The sequence below is a fragment of the Paucibacter sp. KCTC 42545 genome (assembly GCF_001477625.1).
In the GTDB taxonomy this organism is placed as follows: Bacteria; Pseudomonadota; Gammaproteobacteria; order Burkholderiales; family Burkholderiaceae_C; genus Paucibacter_A.
The window spans coordinates 195,798-214,461 of record NZ_CP013692.1 but is presented as its reverse complement, the minus strand read 5'-3'; the positions used below and the strand labels follow the sequence as shown (position 1 = coordinate 214,461).

11 protein-coding genes are annotated in these 18,664 nt (G+C 63.8%); 5 read left to right on the top strand and 6 right to left on the bottom strand.

Annotated features, from left to right (window positions below; translation table 11 throughout):
- Positions 1-5: 5 nt before the first annotated feature.
- On the bottom strand, positions 6-2,288 hold the full coding sequence (locus AT984_RS00945; RefSeq protein WP_058718509.1) for a cyanophycin metabolism-associated ABC transporter: 2,283 nt from the start codon (positions 2,286-2,288) through the stop codon (positions 6-8).
- Positions 2,289-2,540: 252 nt separating this feature from the next.
- Between AT984_RS00945 and AT984_RS00940 the strand changes: the two genes are divergently transcribed.
- From AT984_RS00940 to AT984_RS23180, 3 genes are all read left to right on the top strand, one after another.
- On the top strand, positions 2,541-4,730 hold the full coding sequence (locus AT984_RS00940; protein ID WP_058718508.1) for a cyanophycin synthetase: 2,190 nt from the start codon (positions 2,541-2,543) through the stop codon (positions 4,728-4,730).
- A gap of 57 nt (positions 4,731-4,787) precedes the next feature.
- Positions 4,788-7,367: a cyanophycin synthetase gene (gene cphA, locus AT984_RS00935; RefSeq protein ID WP_058718507.1), complete on the top strand. Its 2,580-nt coding sequence runs from the start codon at positions 4,788-4,790 to the stop codon at positions 7,365-7,367.
- 267 nt (positions 7,368-7,634) lie between these two features.
- Entirely contained in the window at positions 7,635-8,501 is an 867-nt protein-coding gene (locus AT984_RS23180; RefSeq protein WP_197418212.1) for a PEP-CTERM sorting domain-containing protein, read from the top strand.
- Between the two features lie 97 nt (positions 8,502-8,598).
- On the opposite strand, the gene AT984_RS00925 is transcribed toward AT984_RS23180, so the two are convergent.
- The 5 genes from AT984_RS00925 to guaD are packed head-to-tail and all read right to left on the bottom strand — an operon-like array spanning position 8,599 to position 14,731.
- On the bottom strand, positions 8,599-9,771 hold the full coding sequence (locus AT984_RS00925; protein ID WP_058718505.1) for a BMP family ABC transporter substrate-binding protein: 1,173 nt from the start codon (positions 9,769-9,771) through the stop codon (positions 8,599-8,601).
- Positions 9,772-9,818: 47 nt separating this feature from the next.
- Positions 9,819-10,739 carry an ABC transporter permease gene (locus tag AT984_RS00920; RefSeq protein WP_058718504.1) on the bottom strand — a complete coding sequence of 307 codons (921 nt, stop codon included), beginning with the start codon at positions 10,737-10,739 and terminating at the stop codon, positions 9,819-9,821.
- Positions 10,740-10,751: 12 nt separating this feature from the next.
- Positions 10,752-11,828, bottom strand: a complete 1,077-nt coding sequence (locus AT984_RS00915) for an ABC transporter permease (RefSeq protein ID WP_058718503.1) — start codon at positions 11,826-11,828, stop codon at positions 10,752-10,754.
- Positions 11,821-13,368: an ABC transporter ATP-binding protein gene (locus AT984_RS00910; RefSeq protein WP_058718502.1), complete on the bottom strand. Its 1,548-nt coding sequence runs from the start codon at positions 13,366-13,368 to the stop codon at positions 11,821-11,823. The genes AT984_RS00915 and AT984_RS00910 overlap by 8 nt, the downstream gene beginning before the upstream one ends.
- A 22-nt stretch (positions 13,369-13,390) precedes the next feature.
- Positions 13,391-14,731, bottom strand: a complete 1,341-nt coding sequence (guaD, locus tag AT984_RS00905) for a guanine deaminase (protein WP_058718501.1) — start codon at positions 14,729-14,731, stop codon at positions 13,391-13,393.
- Between the two features lie 55 nt (positions 14,732-14,786).
- Here guaD and xdhA point away from each other — a divergent pair, with 55 nt between their 5' ends.
- Positions 14,787-16,334 carry a xanthine dehydrogenase small subunit gene (gene xdhA, locus AT984_RS00900; protein WP_058718500.1) on the top strand — a complete coding sequence of 516 codons (1,548 nt, stop codon included), beginning with the start codon at positions 14,787-14,789 and terminating at the stop codon, positions 16,332-16,334.
- Positions 16,331-18,664, top strand: a complete 2,334-nt coding sequence (xdhB, locus tag AT984_RS00895; RefSeq protein WP_058718499.1) for a xanthine dehydrogenase molybdopterin binding subunit — start codon at positions 16,331-16,333, stop codon at positions 18,662-18,664. The genes xdhA and xdhB overlap by 4 nt, the downstream gene beginning before the upstream one ends.

Sequence of the window (18,664 nt, the reverse complement as noted above, 5' to 3'; positions counted from 1 at the left end):
CTGGCTCAGGCGTTGATGGTGTGGGCGGAAAGATTGGGCGGCAGCAGGGGCACGGTTTCTTCCGCATCCACACGGCGCGCCTGCGCCTCGTACAAGCGCCAGTAGTGGCCGCGCTTTTCCATCAACTCGTCGTGCGGTCCAACTTCAACCACTTGGCCGCGATCCATCACCACCAGGCGATCCGCCTTGCGCAGCGTGGACAAGCGGTGGGCAATGGCAATGGTGGTGCGGCCTTGCACCAGATTGTCCAGCGCCTTCTGAATTTCCTTCTCGGTCTCGGTGTCCACCGAGGAGGTGGCTTCGTCGAGGATCAGGATGCGCGGGTCGATCAGCAGCGCGCGGGCGATCGAGATGCGCTGGCGCTCACCACCTGACAAGCCCTGACCCCGCTCACCCACCAGCGAGTCATAACCCTGCGGCAAGCGCAGGATGAATTCATGCGCATGCGCGGCGCGTGCGGCGGCCACGATTTCTTCGCGGGTGGCGTCAGGCTTGCCGTAGGCGATGTTCTCGGCAATGGTGCCGAAGAACAGGAAGGGCTCTTGCAGCACCAAGCCGATGTGGCGGCGATAGTCGGCCACGCGGATTCGGCGCAGGTCGACGCCATCCACGCGGATGCCACCTTCGGTGACGTCGTAGAAGCGGCAGATCAGGTTCACCAGCGTGCTCTTGCCCGAGCCGCTATGACCCACCAAACCGATCATTTCACCAGGCTTGATCTCCAGCGTCAGGCCCCGAATCACGGCACGGTTGCCGTAGCGGAAGCCGATGTCGTCGATTTGCAAGCCGCCCTTCACCTTGTTCATCTCCACCGGGTGGGTGGGTTCGGGCACATTGGATTGATGGTCCAAGATGTCAAAAATGCGCTTGGCGCCGGCGGCGGCTTTTTGCGTCACCGAGACGATGCGGCTCATCGAGTCCATGCGGCCGTAGAAGCGGCCGATATAGGCCAAGAACGAGGTCAGCACACCCACCGTGATGTCCTGATGCGAGATCAGGTAGATGCCGTAGGCCCAAACCACCAACAAGCCCATTTCGGTCAACAGCGAGACCGTGGGGGTGAACAAGCTCCAGGTCTTGTTGAGCTTGTCGTTGACCTTGAGGTTGTTGTCGTTGGCGTCTTTGAAGCGCTTGGCTTCACGGCTTTCTTGCGCAAAGGCCTTGACCACGCGGATGCCGGGAATGGTGTCGGCCAGCACCGAGGTCACCTCACCCCAGACGCGGTCGATCTTCTCGAAGCCGGTGCGCAAGCGGTCCCGCACCAGATGGATCATCCAGGCGATGAAGGGAAGCGGCACCAGGGTGGCCAGGGCAAGCCAGTGATTGATATTGAAAAGAATCACCGCCGTCATGGTCAGCATCAACACATCGGAGATGAAGTCCAGCGCATGGAGAGACAAGAACACGCTGATGCGGTCGGTCTCCGAACCGATGCGCGACATCAAGTCGCCGGTGCGCTTATTGCCGAAATACTCCAGCGACAGCGACAGCAGGTGTTCAAACGTGTAGGTTCGCAGATCGGCCGCAATGCGCTCCGACACCAAGGCCAGCACATAGGTCTTGGCCCAGCCGAGCAGCCAGGAAACTAGGCCGGCGCCAAACAAGCCGCTCAAATAAAAGGTCACCAGCCAGGGATCAATCTTCTGCCCGGCCTGGAAGGGGATCAGCACCTCGTCCATCAGCGGCCGATAAAGGTAAGGGCCGACCAAGGTAGCGCCCGTGGCGCCCAGCATCAGCATGAAGCCCAGCAGCAGCTGACCCTGGTAAGGGCGCGCGAATTGCCACAGGCGCAGCAGCACCCATGTGGACGGGGGCGTGTGCAGCTCACGCGCGCAAGTGGGGCATTCCTCGCTCTCGGGCGGCAGCGGCGCCTTGCAGCTGGGGCAGAACTCCAAGTCCTCGGCCGAGCCCTCGCCGACCACGGCGCGGTTCTCAAACGCTTCTTGCCAGCGCTGGGCTTGCAAATTGATCTGCAGGGTGAAACGCCATTGCGCCAGGCGCTGCGCACCTTCAATCAGCTCCAGGCTGCCGATGCCGGCATGGTCGCTGATGCGCATTTCCATGCCCGGGGTCAGTACCCACTCACGCCACGCCGAGGTGGCCGAATCCCAGGCCAGCAAACGCTGATTCGTCAGTGCCAACAGGCCGCTGGCAAACTGCATCCGCGAGTCGAGGTCAACCTCCAGCTGGGCTTGAACGTTCTCATTCGTTAACAGGCGTGATTGCAAAGCGGCCCACTGGGGGTGCTGAACAGAAGCGTCGACGACAACAGGATGATGATGCTGCATTGTGTTTTTGAGCCAAGGTCTTCAAAAAGCCACTTGGCGTTGTTTGGAGTGAGATTTTCACTCATGCGCCGCCCCTCACCGCTTTCCGCAGCAATTCTTGCGCTCGGGCTGCCGTTCACGTGGACAAAAGCAAACAGTCACTTGGGCGGCTTGTAAGCCTCTGTCAGCCTTGACGCTTGCCAAAGGGCGCACAATGATGCCCTGCCGCGATACCCGCAAAAATTCCCCTCCCCTCATCAGTCCATGCCATCCATGAGCAAGAAAGAAGACATCAAGCTGCAGCGCATTAATTATTTGCGCGGGCCCAATATGTGGACCTACCGTCCCGTGCTGGAGGTCTGGCTGGACCTGGGCGAGCTGGAGGACTACCCCAGCAATCTGCTGCCAGGCTTCACCGAGCGCCTGACCAAGGCCCTGCCGGCCCTGATCGAACACCATTGCGGCGTGGGCGAACGCGGCGGTTTCCTGCAGCGCCTGGTGGAAGGCACCTGGTGCGGCCATGTGCTGGAGCATGTGGTGATCGAACTCTTGAACCTGGCGGGCATGCCCACCGGTTTTGGCCAAACCCGCAGCACCAGCCAACGCGGCGTTTACCGCATGGTGTTCCGCGCCCGTGATGAGCAAGTGGCCCGCAGCGCCCTGGCCGAGGGTCATGCCTTGTTGATGGCGGCCATCAACGACCAAGCCTTTGACGTGGACGCCGCCGTGGCCCGCGTGCGCGACAAGCTCGACGACTGCTACCTCGGCCCCTCGACGGCCGCCATCGTCGCCGCCGCCACCGACCGCCGCATCCCGCATATCCGCCTCAATGACGGCAATCTGGTGCAGCTGGGCCATGGCGCACGCCAACGCCGCATCTGGACCGCTGAGACTGATATGACCAGCGCCATCGCCGAAGGCATTGCCGGCGACAAGGATCTGACCAAAACCCTGCTGAAGTCCTGCGGCGTGCCGGTGCCCGCCGGTGTTGCGGTGAAATCGGCTGAAGCCGCCTGGGAAGCGGCCGTTGACCTGGGCTTGCCGGTCGTCGTCAAACCCTCCGACGGCAACCATGGCCGCGGTGTCACGCTGGACCTGAAGAAGCGCGAAGACGTTTACGCCGCCTTCAAGCTGGCCGAAGAACACGGCAGCGAAGTGCTGGTGGAAAGCTATATCCCCGGCAATGAGCACCGCCTGCTGGTGGTGGGCGGCAAGGTGGTGGCCGCCGCGCGCGGCGATATCGCCTTTGTGACCGGCGACGGCACGCAGACCGTGGGCCAACTGATCGACTCACAAATCAACACCGACCCGCGCCGCGGCCTGACCGAAGAATTCCCGCTCAACCGCATCAATGCGCTGGAAGACGCGGTAATCCTGCTGGATCTGGAGCGCCAGGGCCTGAAAATTGACTCGGTGCCTGAGGCCGGCCGCCAAGTGCTGATCCAGCGCAACGGCAATGTCGCCATTGACTGCACCGACTTGGTTCACCCTGAAGTGGCCCATACCGTGGCCCTGGCTGCCCGCGTGATCGGCCTGGACATTGCCGGCATCGATGTGGTGGCACAAGACATCAGCCGCCCCTTGCAAGAGCAGGGCGGCGCCATCGTCGAAGTCAATGCCGGCCCCGGCCTGCTGATGCACCTGAAGCCGGCCGAGGGCATGCCTCAGCCGGTGGGTCAGGCCATCATCGACCATTTGTTTGCCGACGATGAAACCGGCCGCATTCCCATCGTGGGCATCGCCGGTTCGCGCGGCACGCACACCATTTCCCGCTTGGTAGCCTGGTTGCTGCACCTCAACGGCCGCCATGTCGGTTTGGCCTGCCGCGACGGTTTGTTCCTGGGCACACGCCGGGTTGAGCGCAAGAACAGCGCACGCTGGGATGCCTCGCATCGCTTGCTGATGAACCGCGGTGTCGACGCGGTGGTGATTGAGAACAGCGCCGAATCCGTCTTGCGCGACGGCTTGGCCTATGACCGCTGCCATGTCGGCGTGGTCACGGATATGGGCGGCATCGCCGCCTTGGGCGACTTTGATGTGCAGACCGAAGATCAGCTCTACAAGGTCATGCGCACCCAGGTCGATGTGGTGCTGAGCGAAGGCGCGGCCGTCTTGAACGCCGCCGAGCCGCGTCTGCTGGACATGATGGAGCTGTGCGACGGCGAGGTCATTTTGTACGCCGAAGACGGTCAGCTGCCGGCCTTGCAGGAACACCGCGCCAAGGGCGGCCGGGCCGTCTTCTTGCAAGGTGGCGCGGCCATGCTGGCGCAAGGCCAATCAGAAACCCTGGGCGCCAATGTCGAGGCCTTGCTGCGCCGCTTCGCCGCCACCCCTGCCGCCACAACGGCCGAGTTGGATAGCAGCGTTGTGCTGGCCGCCGTGGCCACCGGCTGGGCCATGAATATTTCGCCCGAGTTGATTTCCGCCGGACTGGACACTTTTGTGCCCGACCTGCACGCCTGATCACACCCGGCCTCGTTAGCGATCCCCTTTTTTTCCAGATTCGAAAGACAGCAAACCATGGAAGTCTCTCGCACCCGTGCACTGCGTGGCCCCAATATGTGGAGCCGCCATACGGCCATCGAGGCTGTTGTGCATTGCCAGCCGCAAGAGCAATCAATCGCCGCCCTGCCCGAGTTCGAAGCCCGGCTGCGCGCCCTCTTCCCCGCCATCGGCGCCCTGCGCCCGGCCAGTGCCACGCGCACGCCGATCTCGCTGGCCCATGTGCTGGAGCAAGCCACCCTGGCCCTGCAAGCCCAGGCAGGTTGCCCGGTCACCTTCAGCCACACCCATGTCACCTCCGAGCCCGGCAGCTACCAAGTCGTGGTGGAGTACAGCGAAGAAGACGTCGGCAAGCTGGCTTTTGACTACGCCCGCAAGCTGATCGCCGCTGCACTGGACGGCACCGCTTTTGATGCAGATGCCGCGCTGAAAGAACTGCGTGATCTGGATGAAGACGTGCGCATGGGCCCCTCCACCGGCTCCATCGTCAATGCGGCCGTGGCCCGTGGTGTGCCTTATCGCCGCCTGACCCAAGGCAGCTTGGTGCAGTTTGGCTGGGGCGCCAAGCAGCGTCGCATCTGGGCCGCGGAGGTGGATGCCACCAGTGCCGTCTCCGAATCGATCGCGCAAGACAAGGACCTCACCAAGCGCTTGCTGCAATCGGCCGGCGTGCCGGTGCCCATCGGCAGCCCCGTGCATTCGGTGGATGAAGCCTGGCAAGTCGCGCTCGACGTGGGCCTGCCCGTGGTGGTCAAGCCGCAAGACGGCAACCAGGGCAAGGGCGTGACGGTCAACGTCGTCACCCGCGAACACATGGAAATCGCCTACAAGGCCGCCGATGAAATCGGCACCGTGATGGTGGAAAAGTTCCTGCCGGGCAGTGACTACCGCCTGCTGGTGATTGGCGACAAGCTGGTGGCCGCCGCCCGCCGCGACCCACCGCATGTGATCGGCGACGGCGAGCTGACCGTCAAGCAATTGGTGGACAAGGTCAATGCCGACCCCAAGCGCGGCGATGGCCACGCCACCTCGCTGACCAAGATCCGCTTCGACGACATCGCCGTGGCGCGCCTGGTGCAGCAAGACCTGACCCCCGAGTCAGTGCCCGAGAAAGGCCGCCGCGTCATCCTGCGCAATAACGCCAATTTGTCGACCGGCGGCACCGCCACCGATGTGACGGATGATGTGCACCCCGAAGTGGCCGCCCGCGCGATTGCGGCAGCCCAAGTCGTCGGCCTGCATGTTTGCGGCGTGGACGTGGTGGCCGAAGGCGTGCTGCGCCCGCTGGAAGAGCAAAGCGGTGGCATCGTCGAGGTCAACGCCGCCCCCGGCCTGCGCATGCACTTGAGCCCCAGCTACGGCAAGGGCCGCAATGTTGGCGAGGCCATCATTGCCCACCTCTACGGCCATGGCCACAAGAGTGAAGATGGCCGCATCCCGGTGGTGGCCGTCACCGGCACCAATGGCAAGACGACCACGTCCCGCCTGATCGCCCACCTCTTCGCCACCTGTGGCCTGAAGGTCGGCATGACCAATACCGATGGCGTCTATGTGGACGGCCGCCAGATCGACAGCGGCGATTGCTCCGGCCCCAAGAGCGCCCGCAATGTGCTGATGCACCCCGACGTCGAGGCCGCAGTGTTTGAAACGGCGCGCGGCGGTGTGCTGCGTGAAGGCCTGGGTTTTGACCGCTGCCAAGTCGCCGTCGTCACCAATCTCGGCGCCGGCGACCACCTGGGCATGAACTTCCTCAATACGGTGGAAGAGCTGGCCTTGGTCAAGCGCGTCATCGTGCAGAACGTCGCGCCCACGGGCTTTGCTGTGCTCAACGCCGCCGACCCCATCGTCGCCGGCATGGCAGCGCCCTGCCCCGGCCAAGTGATCTACTTCGCCGCGGACCGTCATCACCCCTTGATGGCGACTCACCGCGCGCAAGGCAAGCGTTGCGTCTACATCGACGGCGACATGCTGGTAGCAGCCCAAGGCAGCTGGCGTGAAAGCATCCCGCTGCGCGAAATCCCCATCACCCGCAACGGCGCCATCGGCTTCCAGGTGGAGAACGCCATGGCCTCGGTGGCAGCAGCTTGGGGTGTCGGCTTGGACTGGGACACGGTGCGCCGCGGCGTGGCCAGCTTCGCCAACGATGCTGACAACGCCCCCGGCCGCTTCAATGTGATGGACTATCGCGGCGCCACCGTGATTGCCGACTACGGCCACAACGCTGACGCGATGCGCGCCCTTGTGTCGGCTGTGGCAGCCCTACCGGGCAAACGCCGCTCGGTCGTGATCAGCGGCGCGGGTGACCGCCGCGACGAAGACATTCGCGAACAAACCGTCATCCTCGGCGAAGCCTTCGACGACGTACTCCTGTTCGAAGACGCCTGCCAGCGCGGCCGCCAAGACGGCGAAGTTCTGGCGCTCTTGCGCCAAGGCCTGGAAGGCGCCAGCCGCACCAGCCATATCGACGAGATTCGGGGTGAGTTCATCGCCATCGACAAGGCGCTGGCCAGATTGCAGCCAGGTGATTTGTGCCTGGTCTTGGTCGACCAAGTCGAAGAGGCGCTGGCACACTTAGCAAAGCGAATCGCCGAGGGCTGATGCCTGGTTTAGCTATGGATCGCTAGGGTAAATACCTAGGGTTTTCACTCCCCCACGTTTCGAGGGCGATCAAACGACCGTTTTTTCCTGGCTTCGTCATAATCAATTCATCATTAAGCCGCTACTGTCATGGCAGCGGCTTAGTTGAGGCGCTGAAACGCTAGAGCAGAAATGTTTTCGTTCTGCTCTGTCCTGTTGTCTGCCGTTTGTCTCAGTCATGACCTGAACGGCACCTTCGGCTGTCATTGATTTTCAGGAGTAGTAAACATGTCTAGATTGACTCATTTGGTTCGTGCGCTGGCGCTGGCCGGTGTCACTTCGGCGTTGGCTGCGAGTGCGTTCGCATCCGTGACCGTCAAGGACGGCCTCGGCAATACGCTGGCCTCCGGCGTCACGGCATTTGATGAAAACGAGACCGGCAGCGGCGTCGTGAAAGGCGCGGGAACTGCCGCGCCAGTCGTTGGCGCCATTCAGGATTACCTGTATCAGGCCAATGTGGTGAGCTTCACCGGTGCACTGTCACCAACACTCAATGGCAGTTTTGCAGCTGGCGGTTACGAAGTCACCGTTTCGGCCCATGTTCAACTGCAGGTCACCAGCGTGAACTTGGTTGGCACAGGTTATGTGGCAACTTTCAAGGCCATCGGTGGCACCGCAGCCTTGTATTACGACAGCAAGCTAGAAGGCGGCGTCAAGTCCGATACCGCCTCAGGCAATGGCTTTGACGACGGCCATATGTTTGGCATGTTCAATGTGACACCAGGTGGCGTTTCCTCATTCTTCTCACCCACTGCCGGTAGCGGCATCGGCTCTGCGGCCTTCAACTTCCAAGTCGTCGGCGCCGTGGATGGCAACTACCTGAGCAGCAGCACGGGTCCCATTACTGGCATGAACTTCTCGTCAAACCAGAGCTTGCCGGTGGGCACATCGGCCACCACATCCTTCCACAACAATTCGTCCAATAACTTTGGCGACTTGTTCACGACCTATGCGGTTGGCAACAACGATCTGCTGCTCAAGGTGGACGGCTCGACCACCTTCACCACACCGGTTCCGGAGCCATCATCCTACGCCTTGCTACTGGCCGGCTTGGGCGTGTTCGGTTTCTTGGCTCGCCGCCGTCGCAGCCTCTGATTCGTATTGCCTGAATGAAAAAAAGCAGCCCGCCGGCTGCTTTTTTGTTTGTGCGGCGCCAACTTGGCGCCGCTCTGCTGTCAGCTAGGCCGAAGCCTTATTTGCCACCAGGCAAATTGCCTTCCACGCCCTTGACGTAGAAGTTGATGCCGGAGAGAAACTTGTCGTCGGCCACATCGCCAGCCTTCAAAACCTCTTTGCCATCTTGCGCCAGCAAGGGGCCCTTCCAGATCGCGAAGCTGCCGTCCTTGAGACCGGCCTTGACCTTGTCCAACTCGGCCTTGGCCTCGGCCGGCACTTTGTCAGAGATCGAGACCAGATCGATGGCCCCCTCTTTGACGCCCCACCAGGCATGCTTGCCTGGGCCGGCTGTCCACTTGCCGTCCAGCACTTCACGCACGCTGGCGATGTAGTACGGTGCCCAATTGATGACGGCAGAACCCAGGTGAGCCTTGGGGCCGTAGCCGCTCATATCGGAATCCCAGCCGAAGGCCAGCTTGCCGTTCTTCTCGGCCGTCTGCAGCACGGCGCTGGAGTCGGTGTTCTGCATCAAGACGTCGGCGCCACCATTGATCAGGGTCTGGGCCGCTTCCGACTCTTGCGGTGGGTCGAACCACTTATTGACCCACACCACCTTGACCTTGATCTTCGGGTTGCCGGTCTGCGCGCCGAGGGTGAAGCTGTTGATATTGCGGATCACTTCGGGAATTGGGATGGAGCCGACCACGCCCAGCGTGCCGGTCTTGCTCATGCGCCCGGCGATCACGCCGGCCATGTACGCGCCCTCGTAAGTCCGCGCGTCGTAGGTGCGCATATTGCCGGCCTGCTTGTAGCCGGTGGCATGCTCAAACTTCACCTCGGGGCTGTCCTGGGCCACCTTGAGCATGGGCTCCATATAGCCGTAAGTGGTGCCAAAAATGAGCTTGGCATCCTGACCCACCATATCGCGGAAGACGCGCTCGGCGTCGGCCGCCTCGGGCACTTTCTCAACGATGCTGGTGACGATGCGGTCGCCAAATTCTTTGTCCAGGGCCTTGCGTGCGTTGTCGTGCGCGAAGGTCCAGCCGCCGTCACCCACCGGGCCGACATAGGCAAAAGCGATCTTCAAAGGCTGGGGCTTGGCGGCTGCGTCAGCGGCGCTGGCGGCGGATGCGGGCGCGGCCGGCGCTGCAGCCTCCTCCTTCTTGCCACAGCCCAGCAAGGCGGCGGTGGCGGCCAAACTTGTCCAAGCACCCAGTTTGAGCAGGTGTCTGCGCTTGTCTTGATTCATGGCATCTCCAAAAAATGAGCAACAAGGTTGCGGAGGAATGAGGGCAATCAGGAACCCGGGAAGAAGGGTTTGCCCAGTGAGGCCGGCATATTCGCCCGGATGAAATTGGCATTGCTGGAAATCAGCACCAGCACGGTGATGGTGGCCAGATAAGGCAGCATGCTGAGGAACTGGCTAGCAATTTGCATGCCCTGTCCTTGCAGATAGAACTGCAACATGGTGACAAAGCCAAACAGATAGGCGCCCAACAAGACGCGCGCCGGCCGCCAGGTGGCGAAGGTGGTCAACGCCAGCGCGATCCAGCCCTTGCCGGCAATCATGCCCTCCACCCACAGCGGCGTGTAGATGACCGAGACATAGGCCCCGGCCAAGCCACACAAGGCGCCGCCCGCCATCACCGCCGCCAAACGCAGGCGGCGCACCGGGTAGCCCAGGGCGTGTGCCGACTCGGGCGACTCACCCACGGCACGCAGAATCAGGCCTGAGCGCGAGCGGTACAAGAACCAAGCCAAGCCGAGGGTCAAAGCAATCGTGCCGTAGACCAAGGGATGATGTTTGAAGAAAGCCGGGCCGATGAAGGGAATATCCGCCAGGACCGGAATTTGATGCGACAGCCGGGGCGACAGCTTCTCTTGCGTATAGCCCAGGCCAACAAATGCCGAAAAGCCCGCACCAAACAGGCTCAGTGCCAGACCAGCGGCGTATTGATTGGTGTTGAGCCAGATCACCAGCAGGCCGAACAAACCCGCCAACAGCGCCCCAGCCGCCATGCCAGCCGCGAAGGCCAAGGTGTCGCTGCCGGTGTGAAAAGCGGTGGCGTAGCCCGCCACCGCCGCCACCAACATCATGCCTTCAGCACCAAGATTGACCACGCCGGCGCGTTCATTGATCAAGAGGCCCAGGGCCGCCAGCGCCAGCAAGGTCCCGGCGCTCATGGCCGCAGCAATCAAGAGAGCAATCGATTCCATGCCGACTCCTGATTAAGCCTGTTGGCCCGCAGCCGGGCGCACCCAACGCAGGCGGTAATGGATCAAGGTGTCGCTGGCCAGCAAGGTGAACAGCAGCAGGCCCTGGAACACCCCGGTGATGGATTTGGGCAGGCCCAGGCGCGACTGCGCCAACTCCCCACCGATATAGAACATGCTCATCAAGATGCCTGAAAACACAATGCCCACCGGATGCAAGCGCCCCACAAAGGCCACGATGATGGCGGCAAAGCCGAAGCCCGCGGGCACATAGGGCGTCAGCTGCCCCAGCGGGCCAGCCACTTCCAGGGCACCGGCCAGGCCAGCCAAGCCGCCCGAAATCAACAGCGCCGTCCACAGCGCGCGCTGCGATGAAAAACCCGCATAGCGCGCCGCGGCCGGCGCCATGCCGCCCACTTGCAAGGCGAAGCCTGCATAGCTGCGGAACATGAATAGCCACAAGCCCAGCACCGACGCCGCCGCAATCAACACACCGATGTGCAGGCGCGAGCCATCAAACAATCTAGGAATCTTGGTCACCGCCAAAAAGCTGATGGACTGCGGGAAATTGAAACCCTGCGGATCCTTCCAAGGCCCGTAAACCAAATAGTTCAAGAGCAAATCCGCCACGTAAACCAGCATCAGGCTGACCAGAATCTCATTGGCATTGAAGCGCGCCCGCAATGCGGCGGTAATGGCCGCCCAAGCCATGCCGCCCAAGACGCCTGCCAACAGAATAGCCAGCACAATCATGCGGCTGCTGGATGCATCCGCCTGCATGGCCACCCAGCCGCCGGCCAGGGCGCCAATGATGAACTGCCCCTCCGCGCCGATATTCCAGACATTGCTGCGAAAGCACAGCGCCAAGCCCAGCGCGATCAGGATCAGCGGCGTCGCCTTCAGGCCCAGTTCGCTCCAGGCATAGGCCGAACGAATCGGCTCCCAAAAAAACATTTGCAAGCCACGCACGGGCTCCTTGCCCAAGAGCATGAACAGGCCCACACCCAGCAAGACCGTGACCGCCAGCGCGATCAGAGGCGAGCACAGCGCCATCAGGCGCGAGGGCTGCGGCCGGGCTTCCAGCTTAAGCATGCAAGACCCCTCCGCGCGTTTCGCTGGGCAAGGTTTCAGGCCAAAGCCCGCTCATCCATTCGCCGACCAACTCGCGGTTGGCCTCGGCGATCGGCAGCACCGGCGACAAGCGCCCTTGCGCCATCACCACCAAGCGGTCGCTCAACTCAAACAATTCGTCCAACTCCTCGCTGACCAGCAGCACCGCGCAACCCTCGTCGCGCAGCTTGAGCAACTCGGCGCGGATCAGCGCCGCTGCGCCCACATCAACCCCCCAAGTCGGCTGGGCAATGATGAGCACCCGCGGTGCGGCCGAAATCTCGCGCCCGACAATGAACTTCTGCAGATTGCCGCCCGACAAGCTGCTGGCCGCCGCCCCGGCGCCACCGGCCTTGACCTGGTAGCGAGCGATCAGCGTCTCAGCCATGCGCTGCACCGCATGCACCCGCAGCCAGCCCCAGCGCGTGACGTGGTCACTGCGCGTTAGCAAGGTGTTCTGCGCCAGCGACATGGCGGGCACCGCGCCACGCCCCAGCCGCTCCTCGGGCACAAAGTGCAAGCCCAGAAGGCGGCGCTTGCGCGCGCTGGCGCGGGCAATGTCCTGACCAAACAAATGCACGGCGCCGGGCTGGGCGCGGCGATCTTCGCCCGACAGCGCCGCCAGCATTTCCTGCTGGCCGTTGCCGGACACGCCCGCCACACCCAGGATCTCGCCCGGCTGCAGCTGCAATTCCAAATCCACCAAAGTGGTGCCAAACGGCTGGGCCTTGGCCAGGCTAAGGCGGCGCAGGCTCAGCGCGGGCACCTGGCTGCGCTGACGCGCCACCGAGGGCGCGGCGCGCAACGGTGGCGGCTCGCTGCCAATCATCAGGCGCGATAACTCCGCATTGCTCTGGGTGCGCGGATCCACCTCGCCCGTCACCTTGCCCGCACGCAGCACGGTGCAGTGGTCGCAAAGCGCGCGGATCTCATCGAGCTTGTGGCTGATGTAGAGAATCGCGCAACCCTGCGCGGCCAGCTGGCGCAGCGTGGCAAACAGCTTTTCCACCGCCTGCGGCGTCAGCACCGAGGTCGGCTCATCCAGAATCAAAAGCTCGGGCTTGCCCATCAGGGCACGCACGATTTCCACCCGCTGCCGCTCGCCCACCGACAGCGTATGCACTGGCCGCAGCGGGTCCACGTCCAGGCCATAGACCTGCGCCACCTCACGGATGCGCGCCGTCACCTCGGCCAGGCTGATGCTTTTATCCAGGCCCAGCCAGACGTTCTCGGCCGCGGTCATGGTGTCGAAGAGCGAGAAGTGCTGGTAGACCATGCTCAGGCCCAGGGCACGCGCCTCGGCCGGGCTTTTGATGCGCACCGTCTTGCCATTCCAGCGAATCTCGCCGCCGTCGGGCTGCACCGCGCCGTAGACGATTTTCATCAGGGTCGACTTACCCGCACCGTTCTCGCCCAGCAAGGCATGAATCTGGCCAGCGCGCACCTGCAAATTCACCCCATCATTGGCCTTCACGGAAGGGTACTGTTTGCTGATGGCGATAAGTTCAAGCCGCAGGGTCATGCTGCAAAGGTCTCTTTGGGGGTCAGGTCTTGCGGTGATACGAGATTTTACCTGCCACGTAGCTGCTGACGAGATTGCGCTCATCCGACAAACACATCCACGCGAACACACGTTCATGCAAGTTCTGGGCCACCGCATCGCGCGCCTGCGCCACCGGGCCGCATGCCCAGTCCCACACGCACACATCGGCCAGCGTGTTGGTGCCGAAGTGGCCCAGCTCATGCGTCAAGCCCAGCCCTTCAGCGGCACCACGCGTGGCAGCGTGCAAAGCCGCCCAAGCGCTCAGACGCTGGCCGGCCAGCGCCTGCACCTTGTAGGCATCGAGCAAATTGCGCTGCATGCTCAAACTGGTGCCGCCGCCTACATCGCTGGCGACACTGACTGGCACGCCGGTGCCCGCCGCGGCCGCCCAGTCGAATAAGCCACTGCCCAGGAAGAGATTGGACGAGGGGCAAAAAGCCAGCTGGGCGCCGCGCCGCAGCAGGGCCTGCCTGTCTTCATCATCCAGCCAGATGCCATGCGCCAGCACCGCGCGCGGGTGCAATAAGCCGAGTTGGTCGTACACATCGAGATAGCTACGCGCCTGCGGGAACAAGTCGCTGACCCAGCGCACCTCGGCGCGGTTCTCGGCCACATGGGTTTGCATATAGAGCGAAGCATCGGCACGGCAAAGTGCGCCGGCCATGGCCAGTTGCGCGGCACTGCTGGTGGGTGCAAAACGCGGCGTCACCGCATAAGCCAAACGCCCGTGAGGGCCTTGGCCATGCCAGCGGTCGATCAAGTCGATGCAATCCCGCTCGGCACTGGCCACATCGTCCAGCAAGGCGGGGGGCGCGTGGCGATCCATCAAGACCTTACCGGTGATCAGGCGCATGCCGCGCTCGGCCGCAGCTGCGAACAAGGCCTCGGCCGAGACCTTGTGAACGGTGGGGAAGACCACCGCCGCGGTCGTGCCATGGGCCAGCAAGGCGTCTAGAAAACGCTCGGCCCCCGCCTGCGCCACGGCCGGGTCGGCATAGCGGCATTCGGCCGGGAAGGTGTAGGTGTTGAGCCAGTCCAGCAACTCGGTGCCGTAAGAGGCGATCACATCGAGCTGCGGGCAATGCACATGGGTGTCGACAAAGCCGGGCATGATCAGCCGGCCGCTGTGATCCACCTTGTGCCAGCTCTCATCGGGCTCGGCGGCCTGGCTGCCCTGGATGCGGCCATCGGCGATCAGCAACCAGTGCTCGGGCTGAAAACGCACGGCCGGGCTATCGAGCACACCCCAGGCAGGCTGGGCGCTGAAGTCAAGCAAATCGCCACGCAGGGCCAAGCGATTCGGCGGGGTCGAAGAGGATTTGATCGTTGTTTCAGATGGCATACGCTGCCATCGTATATCTTCGAGCCTGAGCAAGCCCGCCAAACAAGGCAAAAACATGAGTACCTCGACCCGCAACATTCGCTTCTTCCACCGCGGCGCCATCCGCACGGTGCAAGACCTGGCCCCCACCACCACCGTGTTGGAATGGTTGCGCGAGCATGCCCATTGCACGGGCAGCAAGGAAGGCTGCGCCGAAGGCGACTGCGGCGCCTGCACGGTGCTGCTGGGCGAGCTGGACGCCGCCGGCCAGCTGCAGCTGCGCAATGTCAACGCCTGCACCCAGTTCCTGCCCAGCCTGGACGGCCAAGCCCTGCTAACGGTGGAAGACCTGGGCAACTCGGCCGCCCCAGTAGCCGTGCAGCAAGCGATGGTGGACTGCCACGCCAGCCAATGCGGCTTCTGCACGCCCGGCATCGTGATCAGCTTGCAAGCCTGCCTGGAGCGACACTGCGAGGCCGGCACCCGCCCAAGCCGCCAAGAACTGGCCGATGACTTGGCCGGCAATCTGTGCCGCTGCACCGGCTACCGGCCGATTCTGGACGCCGGCCAGCGCATGTTCGAACTGCCTGCGCAGCGCCTTGACGGCCTCGCCGTCGCCGCCGGCCTGCGGGAACTGCAAAACGACACGCCACTGCACTACGTGGCGGCCAATCCCGCACAGCCGAGCCAAGATCAAGCCCAAGGCCGCAGCGATCACTTCCACGCCCCTCGCAGCGTGGCCGAACTGGCCCAGCTGCGTGCGGATAAGCCGCAAGCCCTGCTGCTCAGCGGCGGCACCGACATCGGCCTGTGGCACAACAAACAGTTCCGCGACCTGGGCGACATCATCTACCTCGGCCAAGTGGCCGAACTGCGGCAGATCCGCGCCCAGGCCTTCGAAGGCCGGCCCGGCTTGTGGATAGGCGCCGGCGCCAGCCTGGAGGCTGCCTGGGCCGCGTTGGCCGAACTGGCGCCCAATCTGCGCGAGCTGTGGTTGCGCTTCGCCTCACCGCCGGTGCGTCAGGCCGGCACGCTGGGCGGCAATATCGCCAACGGCTCCCCCATCGGCGACGGCGCCCCGGCCCTGATCGCCCTGGGCGCCGACATCGTGCTGCGCAGTGCCCAGCGCGGCCAACGCCGCCTGCCGCTGCAAGACTTCTACCTCGGCTACCAACAGAAAGACCTAGCCGCCGACGAGTTCGTCGAGGCCCTGCACCTGCCCCGGCCCGCGCCCGACTTGCAATTGCAGGCCTACAAAATCAGCAAGCGCTATGACAGCGACATCTCCGCCGTTTGCGCCGTGCTGGCGCTTCGCTTAGACGACGAGGCCCGCGTGGCCGAGGCCCGCTTTGCCTTCGGCGGCATGGCCGCCATCGTCAAGCGCGCCGCCCGCGCGGAAGCAGCTGTGCTGGGCCAAGCCTGGAATGAGGCCACCGTACAGCGCGCGGCCCAGGCCTTGGCGCAAGACTTTCAACCGCTCAGTGATCTGCGCGCCAGCAGCACCTACCGGCTGCGGGTGGCGCAAAACCTCTTGCAAAAACTCTGGCTAGCCACGCGGCCGGACGAGCCACTGCCTGCGCCTGAGTTGAGCGTTTGGCAAGCCCAAGAACGAGGTGCAGCATGACGCGCCCGCTCAAGCCCGGCCTGATCGGCAGCAGCCCGCCGCATGAATCGGCCCTCCTTCATGTGGCAGGCGAAGCCCGTTACACCGACGACATTCCCGAAGCCCAGGGCACGCTGCATGCCGCACTAGGACTCTCACCCGTCGCGCATGGCCGCCTGCTGGGCATTGACCTGGACTTGCTGCGGCGCCAGCCCGGCGTGGTGGCCGTGCTGACAGCGGCGGACATCCCTGGCAGCAATAACTGCGGCCCGCTGGTCCATGACGACCCGATTCTGGCCGCCGAGCACTTGCGCTATCTGGGCCAGCCGGTATTCGCGGTGATTGCCAGCAGCCGCTTGCTGGCGCGCCGCGCGGCCGCCCTGGCCAAGACCGCCATCCGCTGCGAAGCCCTGCCCGCCGTCTTAAACGCGCTGCAAGCCCATGCCGCCGGCGATTACGTCGTGCCACCCATGCACCTGAGCCGGGGCGACGCAGCCACCGCGCTGGCGCAGGCGCCGCACAGCTTAAGCGGCGACTGGTCGGTAGGCGGGCAGGAGCAGTTTTACCTGGAAGGCCAGATCAGCTACGCCTTGCCGCAAGAGCAGCAAGCCATGCTGCTGCATTGCTCGACCCAGCATCCCAGCGAGATGCAGCAATTGATCGCCCATGCCCTGGGCTGGCACGCACATCAGGTGCAAGTGCAATGCCGGCGCATGGGGGGAGGCTTCGGCGGCAAGGAGTCGCAGTCGGCGCTCTTCGCCTGCGTCGCGGCCATCGCCGCGCAGCAGCTGCAGCGCCCGGTCAAGCTGCGCGTGGACCGTGACGACGACTTTCTGATCACCGGCCGCCGCCACGGTTTTGATTACCGCTGGCAGATCGGCTTTGATGAGCAAGGCCACATCCTCGGCGCGGAGGTGGACCTGATCGCCAACTGCGGCCACAGCGCCGATCTCTCGGCCCCGGTGATGGCACGCGCGCTCTGCCATTTCGACAATGCCTACTGGCTGCCCCACCTCGCCCTGCACGGCTTTTGCGCCCGCACCAATACGCAAAGCAATACCGCCTTCCGCGGTTTTGGCGGCCCGCAAGGGGCGCTGGCCATCGAGATGATTCTGGACTCGGTCGTCCGCCGCCTGGGTCTGGACCCGCTGCTGGTGCGGCAGCGCAATTTCTACCGCAGCGAGGGCAGCTGCGATGTCACACCCTACGGCCAGCCGGTGGCGGACAACATCTTGCAGCCGCTCACCGGTCAACTGCTGGCCAGCAGCGACTACCACGCCCGCCGCGCCGAGGTCGCGCGCTTCAACACCAGCAGCGCTGTGCTGAAAAAGGGCTTGGCGCTGACGCCGGTCAAGTTCGGCATCTCATTCAACGTGGTGCATTTGAACCAGGCCGGTGCGCTGGTGCATGTCTACACCGACGGCTCGGTGATGGTGAACCACGGCGGCACCGAGATGGGTCAGGGCCTCAACACCAAAGTCGCGCAGGTGGTGGCGCATGAATTGGGCCTGAGCTTGAGCGCGGTGCGCTGCAGCGCCACCGACACGCAAAAAATCGCCAACACCTCTGCCACCGCCGCCTCGACCGGCACAGACTTGAACGGCAAGGCCGCACAGCAGGCCGCGCAAACCATCCGCCAGCGCCTGGCCAGTTGCGCCGCCGCACTGTTCGGCTGCGACGCTGCCGCGATTGAGTTCGCCAACGATGAGGTGCGCGCCGGCAGCCATAGCCTCAGCTTCAAGGACTTGGTCGCCAAAGCCTATCTGCAGCGCGTGCAGCTCTGGAGCGAGGGCTTCTACACCACGCCGGGTCTGCAGTGGGACAAGACCCGGCTGCAGGGGCGCCCCTTCTACTACTTCGCCTACGGCGCGGCGGTGGTGGAAGTTTTGGTGGACACCCTGACCGGCGAGAACCGCATCACCCGCGCCGACCTGCTGCACGACGCCGGCCGCTCACTCAACCCGGCCCTGGACATCGGTCAGGTGGAAGGTGGCTTTGTGCAAGGGGTCGGCTGGCTCACCACCGAAGAATTGGTTTGGCACCCGAGTAGCGGCGCCCTGCTGACCCACGCGCCCAGCACTTACAAAATCCCAACGGCCAACGACAGCCCGCTCGATTTCCGCGTTAGCTTGTTCAAGCAAGCCAATGCGGTGGACAGCATCCACCGCAGCAAGGCGGTGGGCGAACCGCCGCTGCTGCTGGGCTTTGCGGCCTTGTTGGCGATCAAGGATGCGGTGGCCGCTTGTGGGCCGGCGGGCTGCGACCCTCAGCTGTGCGCGCCGGCCACAGCCGAGCGGGTGCTGGCCGCGGTGGATGCCTTGGGTGCCCAGGGCACCGCGGGCACCACTTAA

Bases quoted from the DNA above. Each gene is read 5' to 3' on its own strand.
- AT984_RS00925 (WP_058718505.1), bottom strand. From the start codon at position 9,771: ATGAATCAAGACAAGCGCAGACACCTGCTCAAACTGGGTGCTTGGACA.
- AT984_RS00920 (WP_058718504.1), bottom strand. From the start codon at position 10,739: ATGGAATCGATTGCTCTCTTGATTGCTGCGGCCATGAGCGCCGGGACC.
- AT984_RS23180 (WP_197418212.1), top strand. From the start codon at position 7,635: ATGTCTAGATTGACTCATTTGGTTCGTGCGCTGGCGCTGGCCGGTGTC.
- AT984_RS00915 (WP_058718503.1), bottom strand. From the start codon at position 11,828: ATGCTTAAGCTGGAAGCCCGGCCGCAGCCCTCGCGCCTGATGGCGCTG.
- xdhB (WP_058718499.1), top strand. From the start codon at position 16,331: ATGACGCGCCCGCTCAAGCCCGGCCTGATCGGCAGCAGCCCGCCGCAT.
- guaD (WP_058718501.1), bottom strand. From the start codon at position 14,731: ATGCCATCTGAAACAACGATCAAATCCTCTTCGACCCCGCCGAATCGC.
- AT984_RS00940 (WP_058718508.1), top strand. From the start codon at position 2,541: ATGAGCAAGAAAGAAGACATCAAGCTGCAGCGCATTAATTATTTGCGC.
- cphA (WP_058718507.1), top strand. From the start codon at position 4,788: ATGGAAGTCTCTCGCACCCGTGCACTGCGTGGCCCCAATATGTGGAGC.
- AT984_RS00945 (WP_058718509.1), bottom strand. From the start codon at position 2,288: ATGCAGCATCATCATCCTGTTGTCGTCGACGCTTCTGTTCAGCACCCC.
- AT984_RS00910 (WP_058718502.1), bottom strand. From the start codon at position 13,368: ATGACCCTGCGGCTTGAACTTATCGCCATCAGCAAACAGTACCCTTCC.
- xdhA (WP_058718500.1), top strand. From the start codon at position 14,787: ATGAGTACCTCGACCCGCAACATTCGCTTCTTCCACCGCGGCGCCATC.